Origin of the sequence: Methylobacter arcticus (assembly GCF_050917435.1) — a bacterium.
GTDB classification, from domain to species: domain Bacteria; phylum Pseudomonadota; class Gammaproteobacteria; order Methylococcales; family Methylomonadaceae; genus Methylobacter_A; species Methylobacter_A titanis.
Window position 1 is genome coordinate 1,444,889 of sequence record NZ_CP159583.1, and the last position, 15,779, is coordinate 1,460,667.

A 15,779-nucleotide genomic window follows, 5' to 3' on the forward strand; every position below is an offset into this window, starting at 1 on the left:
ATTCATACACATTAGTTGCTACTTGTTAAAACAGTAATACAGTAAAATCAGTTTTGATCCACAAAAAGTTCTAGATTTAATAATTAAGGGAGAAATTTTGCGAAAAAAATATAACGCCTTGCGCAGTAACACTTATGTTATGCAGATTTTTACGCTAATGTCCGGTACTTTAGTTGCGCAATTAGTCATGTTGGCCTTTGTGCCTATTTTGACAAGACTATATTCTCCAGCAGAATTTGGTGTTTATTCGTTGTTTTTCTCAGTATCAAATGTTCTTGGCATGGTTTCAAGCTTAAAATATGATCAAGCTATTATGCTACCCAGATCAGATAGAAATGCTCTAGCTTTGGTATTGTTGTCAATTTTTATCACATTGGGAATGGTTGTTCTTGTTGGTTTATCCATATTTTTATTCGATGATTTAATTATCAGTTATTTTAATAACCTAGGTCATGTTATTTGGTTAATACCTGTCGGGGTATTTTTAACCGGTTTTCTGCAAATATTCAATGCCTATTCAAGTAGATATCAATTTTACAAGCAGTTATCTGTGGTTCGTGTGGTCAACGCATTTTCAGTAATTAGTGTACAAATTGGGAGTAAGTATTTTATACAATACCAGTCTTCAATTATAGAGAAATTAAAACTAGATACTTTTATTCAAGAGAAATTAAAGCTATATCCTTTTATTCAAGAGAGATTAAAATTTGATGCTTTTATTCAAGAGGGATTACAAGAGGGATTAAAATTTGACGGTTTGATTATAGGGAAATTGTTGGCAGATCTTATTTCTCTTCTATCATTGATAAGACATCATTTTAAAAGACAAACACTTCAGTTTTTTTCAGTATCTCGTAGACGATTAATAGTAAATGCTAAACGTTATAGTCACTTTCCTAAATATCAAAGCATTACAGTTTTTTTAAATGCTATTTCTCAGAACATACCTATTCTTTTGCTTTCATCGCTTTATTCAGTGGAAATAGCAGGGCTCTATGCCTTGACTGTAAGGGTGTTACAAGCGCCAATTGGTCTGATAGGCGCATCTACCAGGGAAGTTTATTATCAGAAAGCATCAAAACTTCATGCTAATGACGAGAATTTTTATAATTTATATATAAAAACTACATTGGGGCTTTTAAAGATATTTATTTTCCCTCTTTTGATTGTTTTATTTTTTGGCGAATATTTATTTGGTTTTGTATTTGGTAGTCGATGGAATGAATCCGGGGTTTTTGCGCAAATTTTAATATTCTGGTTTGCTTGTGGCTTCATAAATTACCCATCAATTGTTTCTTATAGCATTCTTAATCTTCAAAAAATACAAATGAGGTTGGAAGTAATTTCCCTTATATTAAGGTTTTTAGCTATTTATATAGGATATTACTTATTTAAGTCATATTACATATCCATCGGTTTATTTATGATTGTTAGTGTTTTGACCAATGGTTTTTCTATTTTTTTCATAAAGCATAAATTAAAGAAAATAACTACTTAGAGATACAGCTGTGAAAAATATATTGAGTTTCCCAAAAAAATTATTTTTTTATTTACAAAGAAAATTTTTTATTAAAGCTATAAGAGCTAAAAATAATATTAAAATAGAAGGAAAAATAAATTTAATTTCCATTCCAATTATTGATATAAAATCTAATGCCTCCTTATACATTGAAAATAATGTAACACTAAATTCCAGTAATGACGGCTATCATATTAATATGCATTCTCCAGTTAAACTAATGGCTGATAGAGATGGCGCGATGATAAAGATAGGTCAAAATACTCGAATCCATGGTACTTGTATCCATGCTTATAAGTCCATAAGCATTGGTCGAAATTGCCTGATTGCGGCTAATTGCCAAATCATTGATGGGAATGGACATGATCTCTCTTTTCCAAATGTTCAAAATAGAATAAATACGAAAGGAAGCGCGAAAGAAATAACAATAGAAGATAATGTATGGATAGGAGCAAATACTTTTGTTTTACCAGGAGTAAGAATTGGTATGGGCTCGGTTATTTCTGCAAATAGTGTTGTGAAAGAAGATATACCTCCTATGGTCATCGCCGGTGGCAACCCTGCGATTATTATTAAAAAATGCAGCATAATAAATGATTAAGCATTAATATTTTATTAAATATGTCGGAATATCTATTTAATGAATGTCAGTAACTTTTTAAAACATATAGGCTCTTCCCGATTTCGTGAAATCCGGCTGCATATAGATATTTAGATACGGATCGATGAGAGTGAACTAATCTCAATGTCGTTTATGGTGAATGCATGAAATCTACATATAGTGGCTACCCCAAGAAATCGGGAAGAGCTGATTTTTTATGCATTTAACCAATTACCTAATGCTAATCGGCCAAGACAAAACTGCCAAAATATCTCACTCTATAGATTTCTAACATTCATGGTGGTGGCGTTAATCATTATCCTTAGAGGGATATGGGGCGTTATAGCGCCTTCATCTGGAGCAAGAAGGCAATGGGATCAGTAAGTTTTATATTTTGTCTAGACATTTTAGGTTGCGCAGACAATTAACATTAAGGACTGAAAGTGATTAATCAATACATTTTAAACGATACTCCAATTACCTTAACTTCTGATTTGGCGGGGGAGTTTCCGCTGTATTTGTATTTGGCGTCGGATAAGAAAAGCCTGATTTACTCGATTTCGATTATCGAACTGTTAAGCGATGCGCGGGTTAAAAAACATTTGGTGGTGTCTGCTGAGGGGATGTCGTTTTTATTGCAAAGCGGGGTAGTGCCACCGCCTAAAACCGTTTATGAAAATGTGTTTATTGTCGGTATTGGCGATAGCGTTGAGGTGGGTACGCAACAAAACCAAATCCAACTCCATTTTAAACATGAGTTCCCTTTTTTCAATGCCCATCGTCTTGCGTCTGAAGACATGCAACCCGATGAAGAACTGATTTTGCAAATATTGGCCGAAGCGACCATTTCTCGCATCGATGAATCAAAACCAACCTTTTTATTCCATAGCGCTGGTAAAGACAGTAATAGCATTGCGCTCGCGATGGCCGAAGCCGGTTGGCAAAATAAGGTGACGCTGATTACCCATAAATCCAAAGGACAGGCGGACGAAAGTGAGATTTCAAAATCCATCGCAAAACAACTCGGCTTTAAACATCAAATTTTGCATGAAGTCGATCAGCTTAAAGATCAACACAAGCGCGTAATCGAAGACTATTTTAGCAGCGTGCCTTTTCCTAGTACCGATAATGTCATGCTAGCCTACCCGCTCTATGCGCACCAAATACCAGAGCTAAAGGGGGCGAATATTATTGATGGAGGCGGCAATGACAGTTATATGATGACACCCCCTAGTAGGCACGAACAAAAGGTTTTACCACTTTCTAAATTGACATCTAAGTTTGCATTTATACGTGGAATGGCGGCCTCGGAAAGCCTATTAACGCCATTGTTACGTACCCCAGCTGAGTGGTGCGGTATGGCGGGTTTAAGTTATGCGGATAGCAAAAACATTTTCCCGGAAAGCATTTCGGTTTATGGGTATTGGCAGGCGGAATCAAAATTAAGACAAAATTGGGATAGCTTCGATTTTAAAACAGATATTCTTACAACAATTACTGCTGCGGAACTGCACATTAGAAAAGTAAGGACCTTTGCAGATTCAATCAATTCAAATTTAGTTTTGCCGTTTGCAAATCAAAATGTCGCTACATACTTTGCTAAAATGCCAGAAGCCTATTTATTTGACCGTAAACAGTTTAAAAACAAACTCATCCTGCGCACGCTACTAAAAGATCGCATCGGGCTAGATTCCGACAAACTTGGCAAAATGGGCTTCAGCTACGACTCGCGCAGCATTGTCCTACAAAACTGGGATTGGATTACTCAAGAAATCCACCAATGCAGCCTTTGGCATCAACCAGGCATGGAGAAGGTATTAAATAGATTAAAATCCACTATGCAAAACAAGCATAAATACGCGGAGTTCTCTGGTCGATTAATCTATCGAAAGTATTTGATTTCTTCATGGTTTAATCGTAATAGGTTTATTAATGACTGATATAAACAATAAAAAAATCACATTTCTAATAAGTACATTGGGCGGTGGTGGGGCTGAGGGCGTTTGTGTTAATTTGGCCAATGCTTTGGCGGAGTGTGGTTGGGCGGTGACGCTGGTAGTGTTGCACATGAATAACTCGGTTTACCATGATCGGCTGAGTGATAAAGTTGAGTTGCTTGTGTTGGGTATGAATCATGCGCGTTATGCGTTTAGTGGTTTGTGTCGGTTTTTAAAAGAGTACCAACCTGAAAAAGTGCTAGTGTTTAATTATGAATTAGCGGTGTTGTTAGTGGCGGCTCGCGCGTTAACGCGGCAGAAGTTTAAAATCATTGCACGCAATGTTAATACGTTATCGTATAACCGCCGCTTGTCAAAAGGATTTTGGCATAAGCAGGTAGTTAATCGTCTTGTTGATGAGCTGTATTGCAAGGTAGATCATGTGATTAACCAGTGCGAAGGCATGCGTGAGGATTTGATTATGCTTTATCCAAGTTTGGCGGATAGGTCGAGCGTGATTTATAACCCGGTTAACCAGATGGTAGCCGATACGGCGAAGCAGATTAATTCCAGTTCTGTACAAAAAGAAGATTATCTATTGTGTGTTGGCCGCTTAGAGCCGCAAAAAGCGTTTCATTATGCTATTGAGGCATTTGCAGAGATTGCGGTTACCTATCCAAGCTTGCGTTTAAAGATTGTCGGCACAGGAAGTTTGGAAGCCGATCTAAAAACCTTGGTAAAACGCTTGGGTATTATCGAGCGTGTTGATTTTGAAGGCTTTAAGAAGGATATGATTCCTTATTATTTAAAAGCCCGTGCTACGGTTTTAACTTCACTTTATGAGGGTTTTCCGAATGTATTGGTGGAATCGATTACACTCGGTACGCCAGTTGTCGCGTTTGATTGTCCAAGTGGTCCAAGTGAAATTATTCAACAGGGTCTGAATGGGTTTTTGGTGAATTATCAAGATCATACTCATTTGGTTTTGTCCTTGCACTCTGTTTTAACAAAATCTTTTAGTACTGAAATAGTTTCAGCCACGTCAAATAGCTACTCCATAGATCATATTCTTGATCAGTATATACGCTCAATAGGCTTGCCGACGGTATGAGACTGCCCAGAAAATTAATTTTATGTTACGCATTCTTGTATTCTTTTTGTTTTATTTTAATTCCCTGGGAATCCATGTTTCCATTGGGTTATTTCATAGATAAGTCCGTTTATTTAAAAAGAATGCTAGCTTTTTCAGAAGGCAGAGAGCTTTATGTTTTTGATAATATTACGTTAACTTCGTGGGTTACTAATGAATTAGGATGGGCCTATTTATTACTATTTTTTTCAAATTTAAATTTTAATCATGAGTGGTTTTTAAAATCTATTTCTTTTTTTATAGTATTTGTGAATTTATTTTTTGTCGTTACTAGAATTAATAAATTCAATGTATTCATATTGTTCATTATTTCTTTGTTATTTATAAATCCAATTTTTGTGGATTTTTCGATGTCGCAGATTAGATCTGCATTTTGTTTGTCAATATTTTTAGTTTTTTTGATGCTTTATGAATCAAATAAAAAAACTATTTCCTTGTTTTTCTTGTCAGTAGTTCCGATTATTCATACTATTGGGATTGTTTTAATTTCGTTTTATTTTTTGTATTTGTTACTAAAACGATTTAGTTTAAATATGCTACAAGGTCAATACTTTCCTGTTGTACTTGGACTTTTATTCTCTTTGTTTATGTTTGTAGGTTGGCATTATGTTTTAAGTTATTTAGGAGATAGGCGAGCAGAATATTCTGATATGTCTTCTAGTCTGAAATATATGATCTTTTGGGTTTTTTTGCTCTTTGCATTTGTTTTGTTGAAGATAAAGTGTGTTGAAAGTTATATATTTTTAGGTATGTTATTACTTTCAATAGCGGTATTTAACACCATATTTTCTTTATATTCTTCCAGATTTATTGCTTTAGGATTTGTTTTTATCATACCCATTTTTTTTATGATTAGGAAACCTATGTATTTTTATACTATAGTCCTTGCTTATATGTCGTTTACGCTTGTGCAATGGTTTTTTTGGTTTGAATTGCAGGAGTTAATATAATAATGATCATCCTACACATTATCTCAGGCCTCACCAACGGCGGGGCTGAATCGGTTCTGTATCGTTTATGTATGCATGATAAGGCTTACACTCACATCGTTATTTCGCTGATGGATGAGGGTAAGTATGGATCTTTGTTGCGTGAAGCGGGGATTGAGGTGCATTGTTTAAATATGGCATCTGGTCGCGTGACATTACAAGGCTTGGTGAAATTGTTTCGTCTTTTGCGTTCTTTAAAACCTGATGCGGTACAAACCTGGATGTATCATGCGGATTTGATCGGTGGTGTAATGGCAAGATTGGCGGGGATTAGAAATATAAATTGGGGTATTCACCACACCATACTAGATCCGAAGCAATCCAAAGGCACAACTATTTTGGCAGCTAAGTTATGCGCTAAGTTAAGTGGGTTTGTGCCCAAAAAAATTGTTTTTTGCGCGCAAAAATCTTTGGAGGTTCACAGGACTCTGGGTTATGCCTCGAATAAACTTGTTGTTGCAAATAATGGCTATGATTTGTCCCTGTTCTTTATCAATAGTTCGCTTGGCGATAAGGTTAGGGAGGAGTTTAACCTAGATGTCAATATACCTTTGTTGGGTTTAGTGGGGCGGTTTGATCCTTTAAAAGACCACCATAATTTAGTGAGTGCGCTTAGCTTAATTAAACAAAAAGGTGTTTCGTTTAAATGTCTTTTGATTGGTGCCGAATTAAATCGTCAAAATTCCACTTTACATGATTGGCTAGTGGAAAATGGTTTGAATGAGGAGGTGTTGTTACTTGACCAGCGTTCTGACATTCCGGCAATCATGAATGCGTTGGATATTCATGTTTTATCGAGCTTTAGTGAAGCGTTTCCCAATGTGCTTTGCGAGGCAATGGCTTGTGGTACACCTTGTGTGACTACTGATGTAGGGGATACAGCGTTAATTGTAGGAAAAACGGGCTGGGTGGTTCCGCCAAAAAATCCGCAAGCCTTAGCGGATACGATTATTACTGCATTAGATGAAAAGCAAAATAACCCAGAAAAATGGGCCGATCGTAAAGCACAAGTTCGTAAGCGTGTTGAAGCGAATTTTAGCATTGAAATTATGATTGCAAATTATCATGCAATATGGTCCGGTTATAGTAAAGAAAAAGGTAGTTTATGAAAGTTTTTAATTACAGGCATGGCTAGTTTTATTGGTGTTCATTTAGCGAATAAGTTGAATGCGCGTGGTGATTGAAGTATTTATAAGCTGATTCAATATATGGCTTGCCGGAAACCCGTTATCGCTTCACCGGCCGGATGAATCAGAAAGATCGACAGCCCTATACACTCATGTCATGAGTCCTTGAAAGAAATTGATATATCATCATGCCGAGGACATTATGATTGATTTTTTGATGATTAATGTGTGTCCGGAGACTACAAAAATATGGTTACTCGCCCGATGAAAGTTCTTTTTTTCGCAAATACTGAATGGTATCTGTTCAATTTTCGACTGGCACTTGCCAAACATCTGCGTAAGCGCGGGGTAGAAGTGGTGATGATATCGCCCCCCGGTCCTTACGGTAAAAAACTGGAGGAGGAAGGATTTCGCTGGATACCTGTACCCATGGCACGCCGCAGTCTTAACCCATTGCGCGAGGCTTGGTTGTTATGGAAACTTATCCGGATTTATCAAACCGAAAAGCCGGATATTGTGCATCACTTTACAATCAAGTGCGTTGTGTATGGTGGGCTGGCTGCACGTTTGGTTGGCATTAAAGGTATTGTTGGCGCTGTAGCAGGGATGGGTTTTGTGTTTGCGAGTTCAAGTGCTTTGGCCGTTATGCTACGACCAATGGTTCGAGTTCTTTTACAGATTGCACTAGGAGGAAGAAAGTGTCGATTAATCCTACAAAATCCCGATGATCTGAATGCATTTGTTTCTGCTTCGATAGCTGATCCTGCCAATGTTAGATTAATTCCGGGCTCCGGCGTAAATACCGACCGGTTTTCGCCGACTTTAAAATCGTCTGCATCAGAAGGTTCAAAAAAAGTTCTTTTGGCAGCGCGATTGCTTTGGGAAAAGGGTATTGCCGAGTATATTGAGGCGGCACAGCAGTTGAAGGCACTTGGGTATTCAGTCGATTTTTTGTTGGCTGGCGAACCCGACATGGGAAACCCTAATTCTGTTCAACAGGAACAAGTTGAGACATGGAAGCAAGCTGGAATTATTAAACCAGTCGGTCACGTTGTTGATATGGCTGAGTTGCTGAAATCGATTGACATTATGGTTCTACCAAGCTTTTATCGCGAGGGAGTTCCTCGTAGTTTGATCGAAGCCGCTGCCGCAGGTCTGCCTATCGTGACAACCGATGCACCAGGCTGTCGCGATATTGTGGAAAATGGTGTAAATGGTTTTTTGGTGCCAGTACGCGACAGTAATGCACTTGCTGAGGCCTTGTGTAAGATTCTCGAAGACCCCGCGCTCGCTTCCCGCATGGGCGAGGCCGGCAGGTCAAAGGCTTTAGCCGAGTTTGACGAACGGTTGGTATTTGAAAAAACCGTTGAAGTTTATCGTGAATTGGTTCCGAAGCTTTGACTGGAAAGGATTTTTCTTAATAACTGATGTTACGCAGGCAAATCAAAAATCAATAACTTACAAAGTAAAAAATGACCATAAGTTATTGATAATTTGTAGTCGGTGTGTAACATCAGTTAATAACTGATGTTACGCACCCACCCCTCAAAAAGCGTATTATTTCGGGATGGAAAAAATAAAACTAGAATTATACACAGACTACCTGATCTGCAATAACGGGTTTGCGACGGCGACCGGATTGTCGGCAATGATGGAAGGGGATATAAGCCATGACCAGATGACGCGTTTTCTGGCATCGAAAGCATTTACCTCCAAAGACCTGTGGGGGCAAGTTAAAGCGACAGTACGCCAGATAGAACGGGAAGATGGTTGCTTGATATTTGACGATACCATTCAGGAGAAGGCCTGGACGGATGAGAACGAAATCATGTGCTGGCACTTTGATCACTGCAAAGGGCGTTCGGTCAAAGGTATCAACTTGCTGAACGCCCTATACTATAGCGGGGAAGTTTCAATTCCCGTCGCCTTTGAAGTGGTGCGCAAGCCTTACCAGTTCAGTGATGTGAAGACCCGCAAGGTCAAGCGGGCCAGTGAGTTCACCAAAAATGAGCTGATGCGGGAGATGATAGCGACCAGTGTGGCGAATGCCATCAAGTTCCGCTATGTGTTGACAGACAGTTGGTTTGCCAGCAAGGAAAACTTTGCGTTCATCCTGAAAAAAGACAAGCACTTCATCAGCGCCCTAAAGGATAACCGCTTGGTGGCTTTAACAGAAGACGACAAGAAAGAAGGCCGTTTTGTACGGATCAGTCAGCTGGAATTGGCGGATCAGCAGGCGGTGCGCGGTTGGATGAAAGGTTTTCCTCATGAGGTGCTTTTCGTCCGTCGGGTCTTTACAAACAAAGACGGCAGCATCGGCCTATTGAATCTGGTATGCAGTGATTTAGCGTGCAATGGCGAACAAGCCGCCACGATCTACCAAAAACGGTGGAAAGTTGAGGAGTTCCACAAGTCATTAAAATCCAATGCGGGGTTGGCAAAGTCACCAACCCGTACGGTCACTACCCAGAACAACCCTGTCTTCATGTCGATCTATGCGGTGTTCAAGCTGGAATGTCTGAAGATAAAACACAAGGCCAATCATTTTGCGCTAAGAACTAAGCTGTTTATCAAAGCGAACCAGATAGCTTATGAAGAGTTGCAAAAATTACTGGCTGCGTAACATCAGTTAATAAAACATTCCTGATTAAGAATCTACAGCCAATACGTGACGTCCTATTTCGTCGTTCCGGCAGGAATTGCCGGAATCCAGCAGCCAAGGATATCTTGTGTAACTCAAGTCCATGTAGCCTGGATATAGGCAATCTTTGCTTGGTATGACGCCGTCTTCGCTTAGCTGAGGATACTGATTAATCCAAGTTATTGTTTAAAGTTTTTTTCACTCGTATTCAAGTTTCTATCGAGGTTGTTGTCAAAAACTGTATTTCCGCCATCGGCATCTTTAATGCCGTTTTTACCCGTGACGGTATTCCCAATGACGGTGTTTCCCTTCACTCCTTTCTGCAGGAGTATGCCGTAACTCTGGTTATCTTTAAGCCGATTGTTAATTAACTTGTGGCCAGAGGTATTGTTGTGAAGCTTGATTCCACCAGCAAGATTGTTGCTAATGGTGTTGCCATCTAGCGTTACATGCTTAATTAAGCTATGTTTAGCCCATTGAACAAGTTCTATTCCAAAACCCTTGTTGCCAATGGACTGCGAGTTCACTATCTGCACGTTGCTGATAGTGTCTTCTTTGTTTGGCTCAAAATCGATACCCGCCTGAGGAGGAGCACCACCGGTGTTCTTGAAAATCGAATTCTTCACGACCATTCCATCTACTGAGATGATAGACATTCCTTGGCGGCGGTTGCTATCTGCAATGACGGAGCAGAATTTGACATTCTTACTAGCACCACTAATGTAGAAGCCATCTCCCCAGTTGTTTTTGACCGTCACTCCCTCGATTACTACGTTAGCGGCACTACGCAACATAATCCCCATCCCCCATTCACCCGTAGTGCCTAAGTGTTCATCGCGTTCGCCGATCAACGTTCCATCAATCACATTGATGTTGGAAGCACCTGTAATATTGATGATGTTATAGTGATCCTTCTTGTTTGGCAGTGCCTTAAGTATGGTGCCTCTTGACATACGGAAGGTCATATCGCTTTTAATTTGAATGCCGGTGATGGCATCAATCATGTAAGTACCATCGGGCACCAGAACAGTCCCACCTGTCCCCGCCACCTGATTGACCGCGGCTTGAATAGCTGCCGTATCATCTGTGATTCCATTACTCTTCGCGCCTTTGTCCTTAACATTAACGACAAGGGATGAAGTTGGTGCTGCCGTACAGTTGTCACTGCCACTAGCATTTCCTATTACGCCAAAAAATAAAACAATAAAACTTATGGAAATCAACATATTAACATTCATATTTTTTAGTCTTCTCTGATTTTGATTAGTCGGGTAGGGAGGGCAACGCTTTTTTGCCCACGCGGTTTAACGCATAATTTGTATTTAATCGCAACCATCTATCTAATCCTTCATGGGGTTGGGGAGGGTTATAGCATTAAGCTGTGCTGCGTAAGTCGGAAACGTTATCTCACGCGACGCACTCATCTTTATACTACACAAGTGTTTACCAGACCCGTGTTAGGTGTTTTTTACTTCATGGGATAACTGTTTGCTGATCACTGATGGTAGCTTCTTGGGCGATGTAATCCGTACTTGTTTATTGACATTAAATCGGCCAAACACAACTTCAATATCATTGATAGTCACGCCAAATTCTTTTGCCAGGAATCGAACCATATAATCGGTTGCTCTACCCGCCACAGGTGAGGCAGTGACACTAATTTTGAGTTGATTGCCTTTAGCTTTACCCATGGCATCCTGTTTTGCGCTAGGTTTGCCAAGAATGTTAAGCACTAAGGTGTCATTGTCCCAGGTACAAAAGGAACTCATTGCCAATCTTTTGTGTGTCATTTTGTCTCCGTGTATTTGATTACCCTCGTTTCCGCGTTTCACTAATCCCAAGGCGGCACATCGCCGTTATAGGCAACAAAGTCTTTATCCTGTGTATGGGTTTTGGCCCCGGTGGTGGTCTTCTTGGATGAGGAACTGATTTTGGAAGCTGAAGCCTTCGATCCTGGCGATGTTACAGCACCGGCTTCGGTTTGCCACTTGGCAAAGAGTGCAATGTCCTTATCGGCTGGGGCATGCCATTTTTTTTGTACGGTATCCCACCTAGCACCAAGCGCTTTTGCCTCATCCTTTTGAGCAAAAGGTACATTCAAATAAATTTTTGAGTCTGCCATTTTGTAAAAATAGTGATTCGGAGTTGATTGGGTGAATTGTGACATTATAAGTCATTGCCTACTTGGCAGAATCAGATAATTGACATCTTTCCTAAATAGTCGGTACGGTTATTCCGGTCTACATACTTCGAACCTGACGGAAACGCTACCACGCGCTACGCTTGGGTAGCCTTATTTCGGCCACATGCCTATATAGCTGTATTTAGGAAAGATGTCTAATTAAGACCGGAGTAACTGTGCCGAAAAAACCTATGCTTGCGACGTCTAAAATAGCAGTCTTTAACACTGGATCGTCAACAGCTTAACTATTTATCATAGTGTGTAACCGGCGACAATTCTCGCCTTACGCTCGCGTTAACCCGGTATCTACAGGCTACAGACTTTTTTGAAGGCATTAATTCATTTTCAGCACCTTGGCGCCGCGAATTTTTCCGGTCTTGAGTTCAATCAACGCTTCATTTGCCTGTTCCAATGCAAATACCTGAATCTCTGGCTGGATATTCATTTTAGCCGCCAGACTCAAGAACTCTTTTACATCGCTCCGGGTGATGTTGGCGACGCTCTTTAGCTCTTTTTCTTGCCAGAGATGCAGCGGATAGTCAAGATTCAGCAGGCTGCGCTTGTCGCCTTCCTTGCGAATCGCATTAATCACCAGCCTTGCGCCCGATTCCAGGTTCGCTAATGCTTCCACGATCGGTTGCCATGCCGGGGTGGTATCGATGATGCCATCCAGTTTATGGGGCGCTCGCTCAGCGGTATCTCCGACCCACACTGCGCCCAGTTCTTTGGCAAACGCTCTTTCCTTGCTGCTTCGGGCAAAAACATAAACTTCACTATTCGGATAACGGTACTGCACCATTTTTAACACCAGATGCGCCGATGCGCCAAAGCCGGTCAGTCCCAACCGTTGCCCATCTTTCAGGCCTGTCAGGCGTAATGACCGGTAGCCGATGGCACCGGCGCAAAGTAAAGGAGCTGCCTGTACATCGGAAAAAACTTCCGGTATGGCATAGGTGAAATCTTCCGCAACCGTCATATATTCGGCATAGCCGCCATTGGCATCGCGACCTGTCGCCGCGAAAGCCGGACACAGGTTTTCCTTGCCTGACAGGCAGAATTTACAGGTGCCGCAAGCCGAGAAAATCCAGGCAACACCAACTCGGTCGCCTGTTTTAAGTGTATTCACCTGACTGCCGACGGTTTCGACACGTCCGACTACTTGATGCCCAGGAATTATCGGTAATCGTGGTGGCGGGGTGCGTCCTTCAATTTCATCCAGTTCGGTATGGCAAACTCCGCAAGCAGAAACTTTCAGCAGGATTTCCTGTGCACCAGGGATAGGAACAGGGAGTTCCATCAATGCAAGCGGCATCGGGTTTTCCTTAAGGTCGCAGAGCGCTTGCAATACCATAGCTTTCATTAGTTTCACCCTCATTCGATTTGCTTATGTCATCGTTCAGTCTGGAGTGCAGGCTTCGCCTGCGAAATGTCAGGCAAAGCCTGCACTCCATTGTTCGAATATGCGCCGGCTTTTTGCATAAGGCTATCAGTAATGTCCCCAATTGAAACTTTGCCGCAGTTATGTTGGAATCATGATTTGTATTGCCGGAGAAAACCATTCATCCATGTCGTGGCCTTAGGTTGATTCTTAAATAGAGCCTTTCACCCAGCCGTGAGAACGCAAAAAAACACTCCTCGGAGCATAATCAATGAACGATCTGCAACATATGTTGAGCGATATTGAAATGGAAGTTAACCTGACCCGCCATCTGATCGGCAAGGATGTCTTGGATCACAGGGTCATGGCTGCCATCAAGCAAGTACCGCGGGATGAATTTTTACCTGCGGATTTTCGTTTTCTTGCCTACGAAGACGGCCCTGCACCTATCGGTTACGGGCAGACCATCTCTCAGCCTTATATCGTCGCCTTGATGAGCGATTTACTGGCTACCAAATCCACCGATACCATTCTGGAAATAGGCACCGGTTCCGGCTATCAGGCGGCCATTCTTGCAAAATTAGTCAAACAGGTTTATTCGCTTGAAATACGGGAAGAACTGTCCACCCAAGCGCGACGGCGGCTTAAAAAACTGGGTTACCACAATGTCACGGTACGCACCGGCGACGGCCACCTCGGCTGGCCGGAACATGCGCCCTATGACGGCATCATCGTCACTGCCGCCGCAGCCTATATTCCCCAGCCGCTGATTGATCAGCTGCGTGTTGGCGCTCGGCTGGTCATACCGGTGGGTTTGCCTTACGATTATCAGGAACTGATGGTTGTAGAAAAAAAGGCCAATGGCGAAATCGAGATTAAGAATATTCTTGGCGTCAGTTTTGTACCGCTAGTCGCTGGCGACGCGAAAACAAAAGAGTTGGGTGAGCTGAATGACCAATAACCGCCATGACATCAAAGATTTATCGCTGGCCGATCAGGGACGCGAACGCATTGACTGGGCGCTGACAGAAATGCCGGTATTGAGCGCCATTCATGATCGTTTTGCCAAAGAACGGCCGCTGGAGGGCGCGCGGATCAGCGGCTGCCTGCATATCACTACGGAAACCGCCAACCTGGCCCGCACCCTGAAAGCAGGCGGTGCGGATCTGGTGTTATGCGCCAGCAATCCGCTGAGCACTCAGGACGATGTTGCGGCCGCGCTGGTGCAGCATTATCAGATTCCCACTTTTGCGATTCGCGGCGAAGACGACAGCACTTATTACCGGCATATAGCCAAGGCGCTGGAACACCGGCCGCAATTGACCATGGATGACGGCGCCGATCTGGTCAGCGAATTGCATAAAAATCGCAGCGATTTGTTGGCTGGGATTATCGGCGGCACCGAAGAAACCACCACCGGCGTCATTCGTCTGCGTGCCATGGCGGCAGAGGGTGCGCTCAAATTTCCGGTGATTGCGGTCAACGATGCGCTAACCAAACACCTGTTTGATAACCGTTACGGCACCGGCCAAAGCACGCTGGACGGCATTATACGCGCCACCAATATCCTGCTGGCCGGTAAAATCTTCACGGTTGCAGGTTACGGCTGGTGCGGACGCGGCATTGCGATGCGCGCCAAAGGCCACGGCGCACAAGTTATCATCACCGAAGTCGATCCGCTTAGGGCGCTGGAAGCTGCAATGGATGGTTTTAGGGTCATGCCTATGCTTGAGGCGGCCGCTATTTCGAATTTTATTATTACCGCAACCGGCGACAAGCATGTGCTGGATCAAGCGCATTTTGAAGTGATCAAAGACGGCTGCGTGATTGCCAATTCCGGTCATTTTAATGTTGAAATCAACATTCCGGCGCTGGAGAATATGGCGGTAAAAAAACACCGGCCGCGTAGCAACGTTGACGCCTATCAGCTTGAAGACGGGCGCACTATCCGGCTGCTGGCCGAAGGACGACTGGTCAATCTGGCTGCCGCAGAAGGCCATCCGGCAACCGTCATGGATATGAGTTTTGCCAATCAGGCCTTGAGCGTTGCCTATTTATGGGAACAGGGCGCTGGTCTTGAAAACAGCGTACACCCGGTGCCGAGCAATATTGACCAGAAGGTCGCGGTGATGAAACTGGCGGCAATGGGTCTCAGTATCGATAATTTAAGCCCGGAACAGCAGGCGTATCTGTCATCATGGAAAGAAGGCACATGAAACATCTTATCGCCCCCTAACATGGGCAGGAGCAATAGC

At 42.3% G+C, this 15,779-nt stretch carries 14 protein-coding genes; 10 read left to right on the forward strand and 4 right to left on the reverse strand.

The window, feature by feature from the left end:
• The first annotated feature begins 97 nt into the window (after positions 1 to 97).
• The 8 genes from ABXJ76_RS07030 to ABXJ76_RS07065 all read left to right on the forward strand — a co-directional run bounded on the left by ABXJ76_RS07030 (position 98) and on the right by ABXJ76_RS07065 (position 9,946).
• Positions 98 to 1,498 (forward strand): oligosaccharide flippase family protein, encoded by a 1,401-nt coding sequence (locus ABXJ76_RS07030; RefSeq protein ID WP_432745494.1) that lies wholly within the window; start codon positions 98 to 100, stop codon positions 1,496 to 1,498.
• A gap of 10 nt (positions 1,499 to 1,508) precedes the next feature.
• Complete coding sequence (locus ABXJ76_RS07035; protein ID WP_432745496.1) at positions 1,509 to 2,120, forward strand: acyltransferase; 612 nt, start codon at positions 1,509 to 1,511, stop codon at positions 2,118 to 2,120.
• A 443-nt stretch (positions 2,121 to 2,563) separates the two neighbouring features.
• A complete protein-coding gene (locus tag ABXJ76_RS07040) occupies positions 2,564 to 4,060 on the forward strand; it encodes an asparagine synthase-related protein (RefSeq protein ID WP_432745498.1) in 1,497 nt (498 codons plus the stop codon).
• Positions 4,053 to 5,168 (forward strand): glycosyltransferase, encoded by a 1,116-nt coding sequence (locus ABXJ76_RS07045; RefSeq protein ID WP_432745500.1) that lies wholly within the window; start codon positions 4,053 to 4,055, stop codon positions 5,166 to 5,168. The genes ABXJ76_RS07040 and ABXJ76_RS07045 overlap by 8 nt, the downstream gene beginning before the upstream one ends.
• A gap of 74 nt (positions 5,169 to 5,242) precedes the next feature.
• Complete coding sequence (locus tag ABXJ76_RS07050) at positions 5,243 to 6,157, forward strand: hypothetical protein (RefSeq protein WP_432745501.1); 915 nt, start codon at positions 5,243 to 5,245, stop codon at positions 6,155 to 6,157.
• 2 nt (positions 6,158 to 6,159) lie between these two features.
• Entirely contained in the window at positions 6,160 to 7,305 is a 1,146-nt protein-coding gene (locus tag ABXJ76_RS07055; RefSeq protein ID WP_432745503.1) for a glycosyltransferase family 4 protein, read from the forward strand.
• Between the two features lie 246 nt (positions 7,306 to 7,551).
• Complete coding sequence (locus ABXJ76_RS07060) at positions 7,552 to 8,724, forward strand: glycosyltransferase family 4 protein (protein ID WP_432745505.1); 1,173 nt, start codon at positions 7,552 to 7,554, stop codon at positions 8,722 to 8,724.
• A 166-nt stretch (positions 8,725 to 8,890) separates the two neighbouring features.
• Entirely contained in the window at positions 8,891 to 9,946 is a 1,056-nt protein-coding gene (locus ABXJ76_RS07065) for an IS701 family transposase (RefSeq protein ID WP_432745507.1), read from the forward strand.
• 197 nt (positions 9,947 to 10,143) lie between these two features.
• Here the strand turns inward: ABXJ76_RS07065 and ABXJ76_RS07070 are convergent, their stop codons facing one another.
• The 4 genes from ABXJ76_RS07070 to ABXJ76_RS07085 form a co-directional block, all read right to left on the reverse strand.
• Positions 10,144 to 11,202, reverse strand: a complete 1,059-nt coding sequence (locus tag ABXJ76_RS07070; RefSeq protein WP_432745509.1) for a right-handed parallel beta-helix repeat-containing protein — start codon at positions 11,200 to 11,202, stop codon at positions 10,144 to 10,146.
• A 219-nt stretch (positions 11,203 to 11,421) separates the two neighbouring features.
• The gene (locus tag ABXJ76_RS07075; protein ID WP_432745511.1) at positions 11,422 to 11,754 is read right to left on the reverse strand and encodes a DUF167 domain-containing protein; all 333 of its coding nucleotides are present in this window, start codon (positions 11,752 to 11,754) and stop codon (positions 11,422 to 11,424) included.
• A gap of 41 nt (positions 11,755 to 11,795) precedes the next feature.
• Positions 11,796 to 12,086: a DUF5710 domain-containing protein gene (locus ABXJ76_RS07080; protein ID WP_432745513.1), complete on the reverse strand. Its 291-nt coding sequence runs from the start codon at positions 12,084 to 12,086 to the stop codon at positions 11,796 to 11,798.
• Between the two features lie 394 nt (positions 12,087 to 12,480).
• Positions 12,481 to 13,506 (reverse strand): zinc-dependent alcohol dehydrogenase family protein, encoded by a 1,026-nt coding sequence (locus ABXJ76_RS07085; protein ID WP_432745515.1) that lies wholly within the window; start codon positions 13,504 to 13,506, stop codon positions 12,481 to 12,483.
• A 289-nt stretch (positions 13,507 to 13,795) separates the two neighbouring features.
• Between ABXJ76_RS07085 and ABXJ76_RS07090 the strand changes: the two genes are divergently transcribed.
• Both ABXJ76_RS07090 and ahcY read left to right on the forward strand, forming a co-directional pair.
• Entirely contained in the window at positions 13,796 to 14,485 is a 690-nt protein-coding gene (locus tag ABXJ76_RS07090) for a protein-L-isoaspartate(D-aspartate) O-methyltransferase (RefSeq protein ID WP_432745517.1), read from the forward strand.
• On the forward strand, positions 14,475 to 15,740 hold the full coding sequence (gene ahcY / locus ABXJ76_RS07095; protein ID WP_432745519.1) for an adenosylhomocysteinase: 1,266 nt from the start codon (positions 14,475 to 14,477) through the stop codon (positions 15,738 to 15,740). Before ABXJ76_RS07090 ends, ahcY begins: the two co-directional genes overlap by 11 nt.
• The last annotated feature ends 39 nt before the right edge of the window (positions 15,741 to 15,779 follow it).

What these genes read in the sequence shown, in the direction of transcription:
- ABXJ76_RS07045 (WP_432745500.1), top strand. Translation starts at nt 4,053, where the DNA reads ATGACTGATATAAACAATAAAAAAATCACATTTCTAATAAGTACATTG.
- ABXJ76_RS07050 (WP_432745501.1), top strand. Translation starts at nt 5,243, where the DNA reads ATGTTTCCATTGGGTTATTTCATAGATAAGTCCGTTTATTTAAAAAGA.
- ABXJ76_RS07055 (WP_432745503.1), top strand. Translation starts at nt 6,160, where the DNA reads ATGATCATCCTACACATTATCTCAGGCCTCACCAACGGCGGGGCTGAA.
- ABXJ76_RS07065 (WP_432745507.1), top strand. Translation starts at nt 8,891, where the DNA reads ATGGAAAAAATAAAACTAGAATTATACACAGACTACCTGATCTGCAAT.
- ABXJ76_RS07070 (WP_432745509.1), bottom strand. Translation starts at nt 11,202, where the DNA reads ATGAATGTTAATATGTTGATTTCCATAAGTTTTATTGTTTTATTTTTT.
- ABXJ76_RS07075 (WP_432745511.1), bottom strand. Translation starts at nt 11,754, where the DNA reads ATGACACACAAAAGATTGGCAATGAGTTCCTTTTGTACCTGGGACAAT.
- ABXJ76_RS07080 (WP_432745513.1), bottom strand. Translation starts at nt 12,086, where the DNA reads ATGGCAGACTCAAAAATTTATTTGAATGTACCTTTTGCTCAAAAGGAT.
- ABXJ76_RS07085 (WP_432745515.1), bottom strand. Translation starts at nt 13,506, where the DNA reads ATGAAAGCTATGGTATTGCAAGCGCTCTGCGACCTTAAGGAAAACCCG.
- ABXJ76_RS07090 (WP_432745517.1), top strand. Translation starts at nt 13,796, where the DNA reads ATGAACGATCTGCAACATATGTTGAGCGATATTGAAATGGAAGTTAAC.
- ahcY (WP_432745519.1), top strand. Translation starts at nt 14,475, where the DNA reads ATGACCAATAACCGCCATGACATCAAAGATTTATCGCTGGCCGATCAG.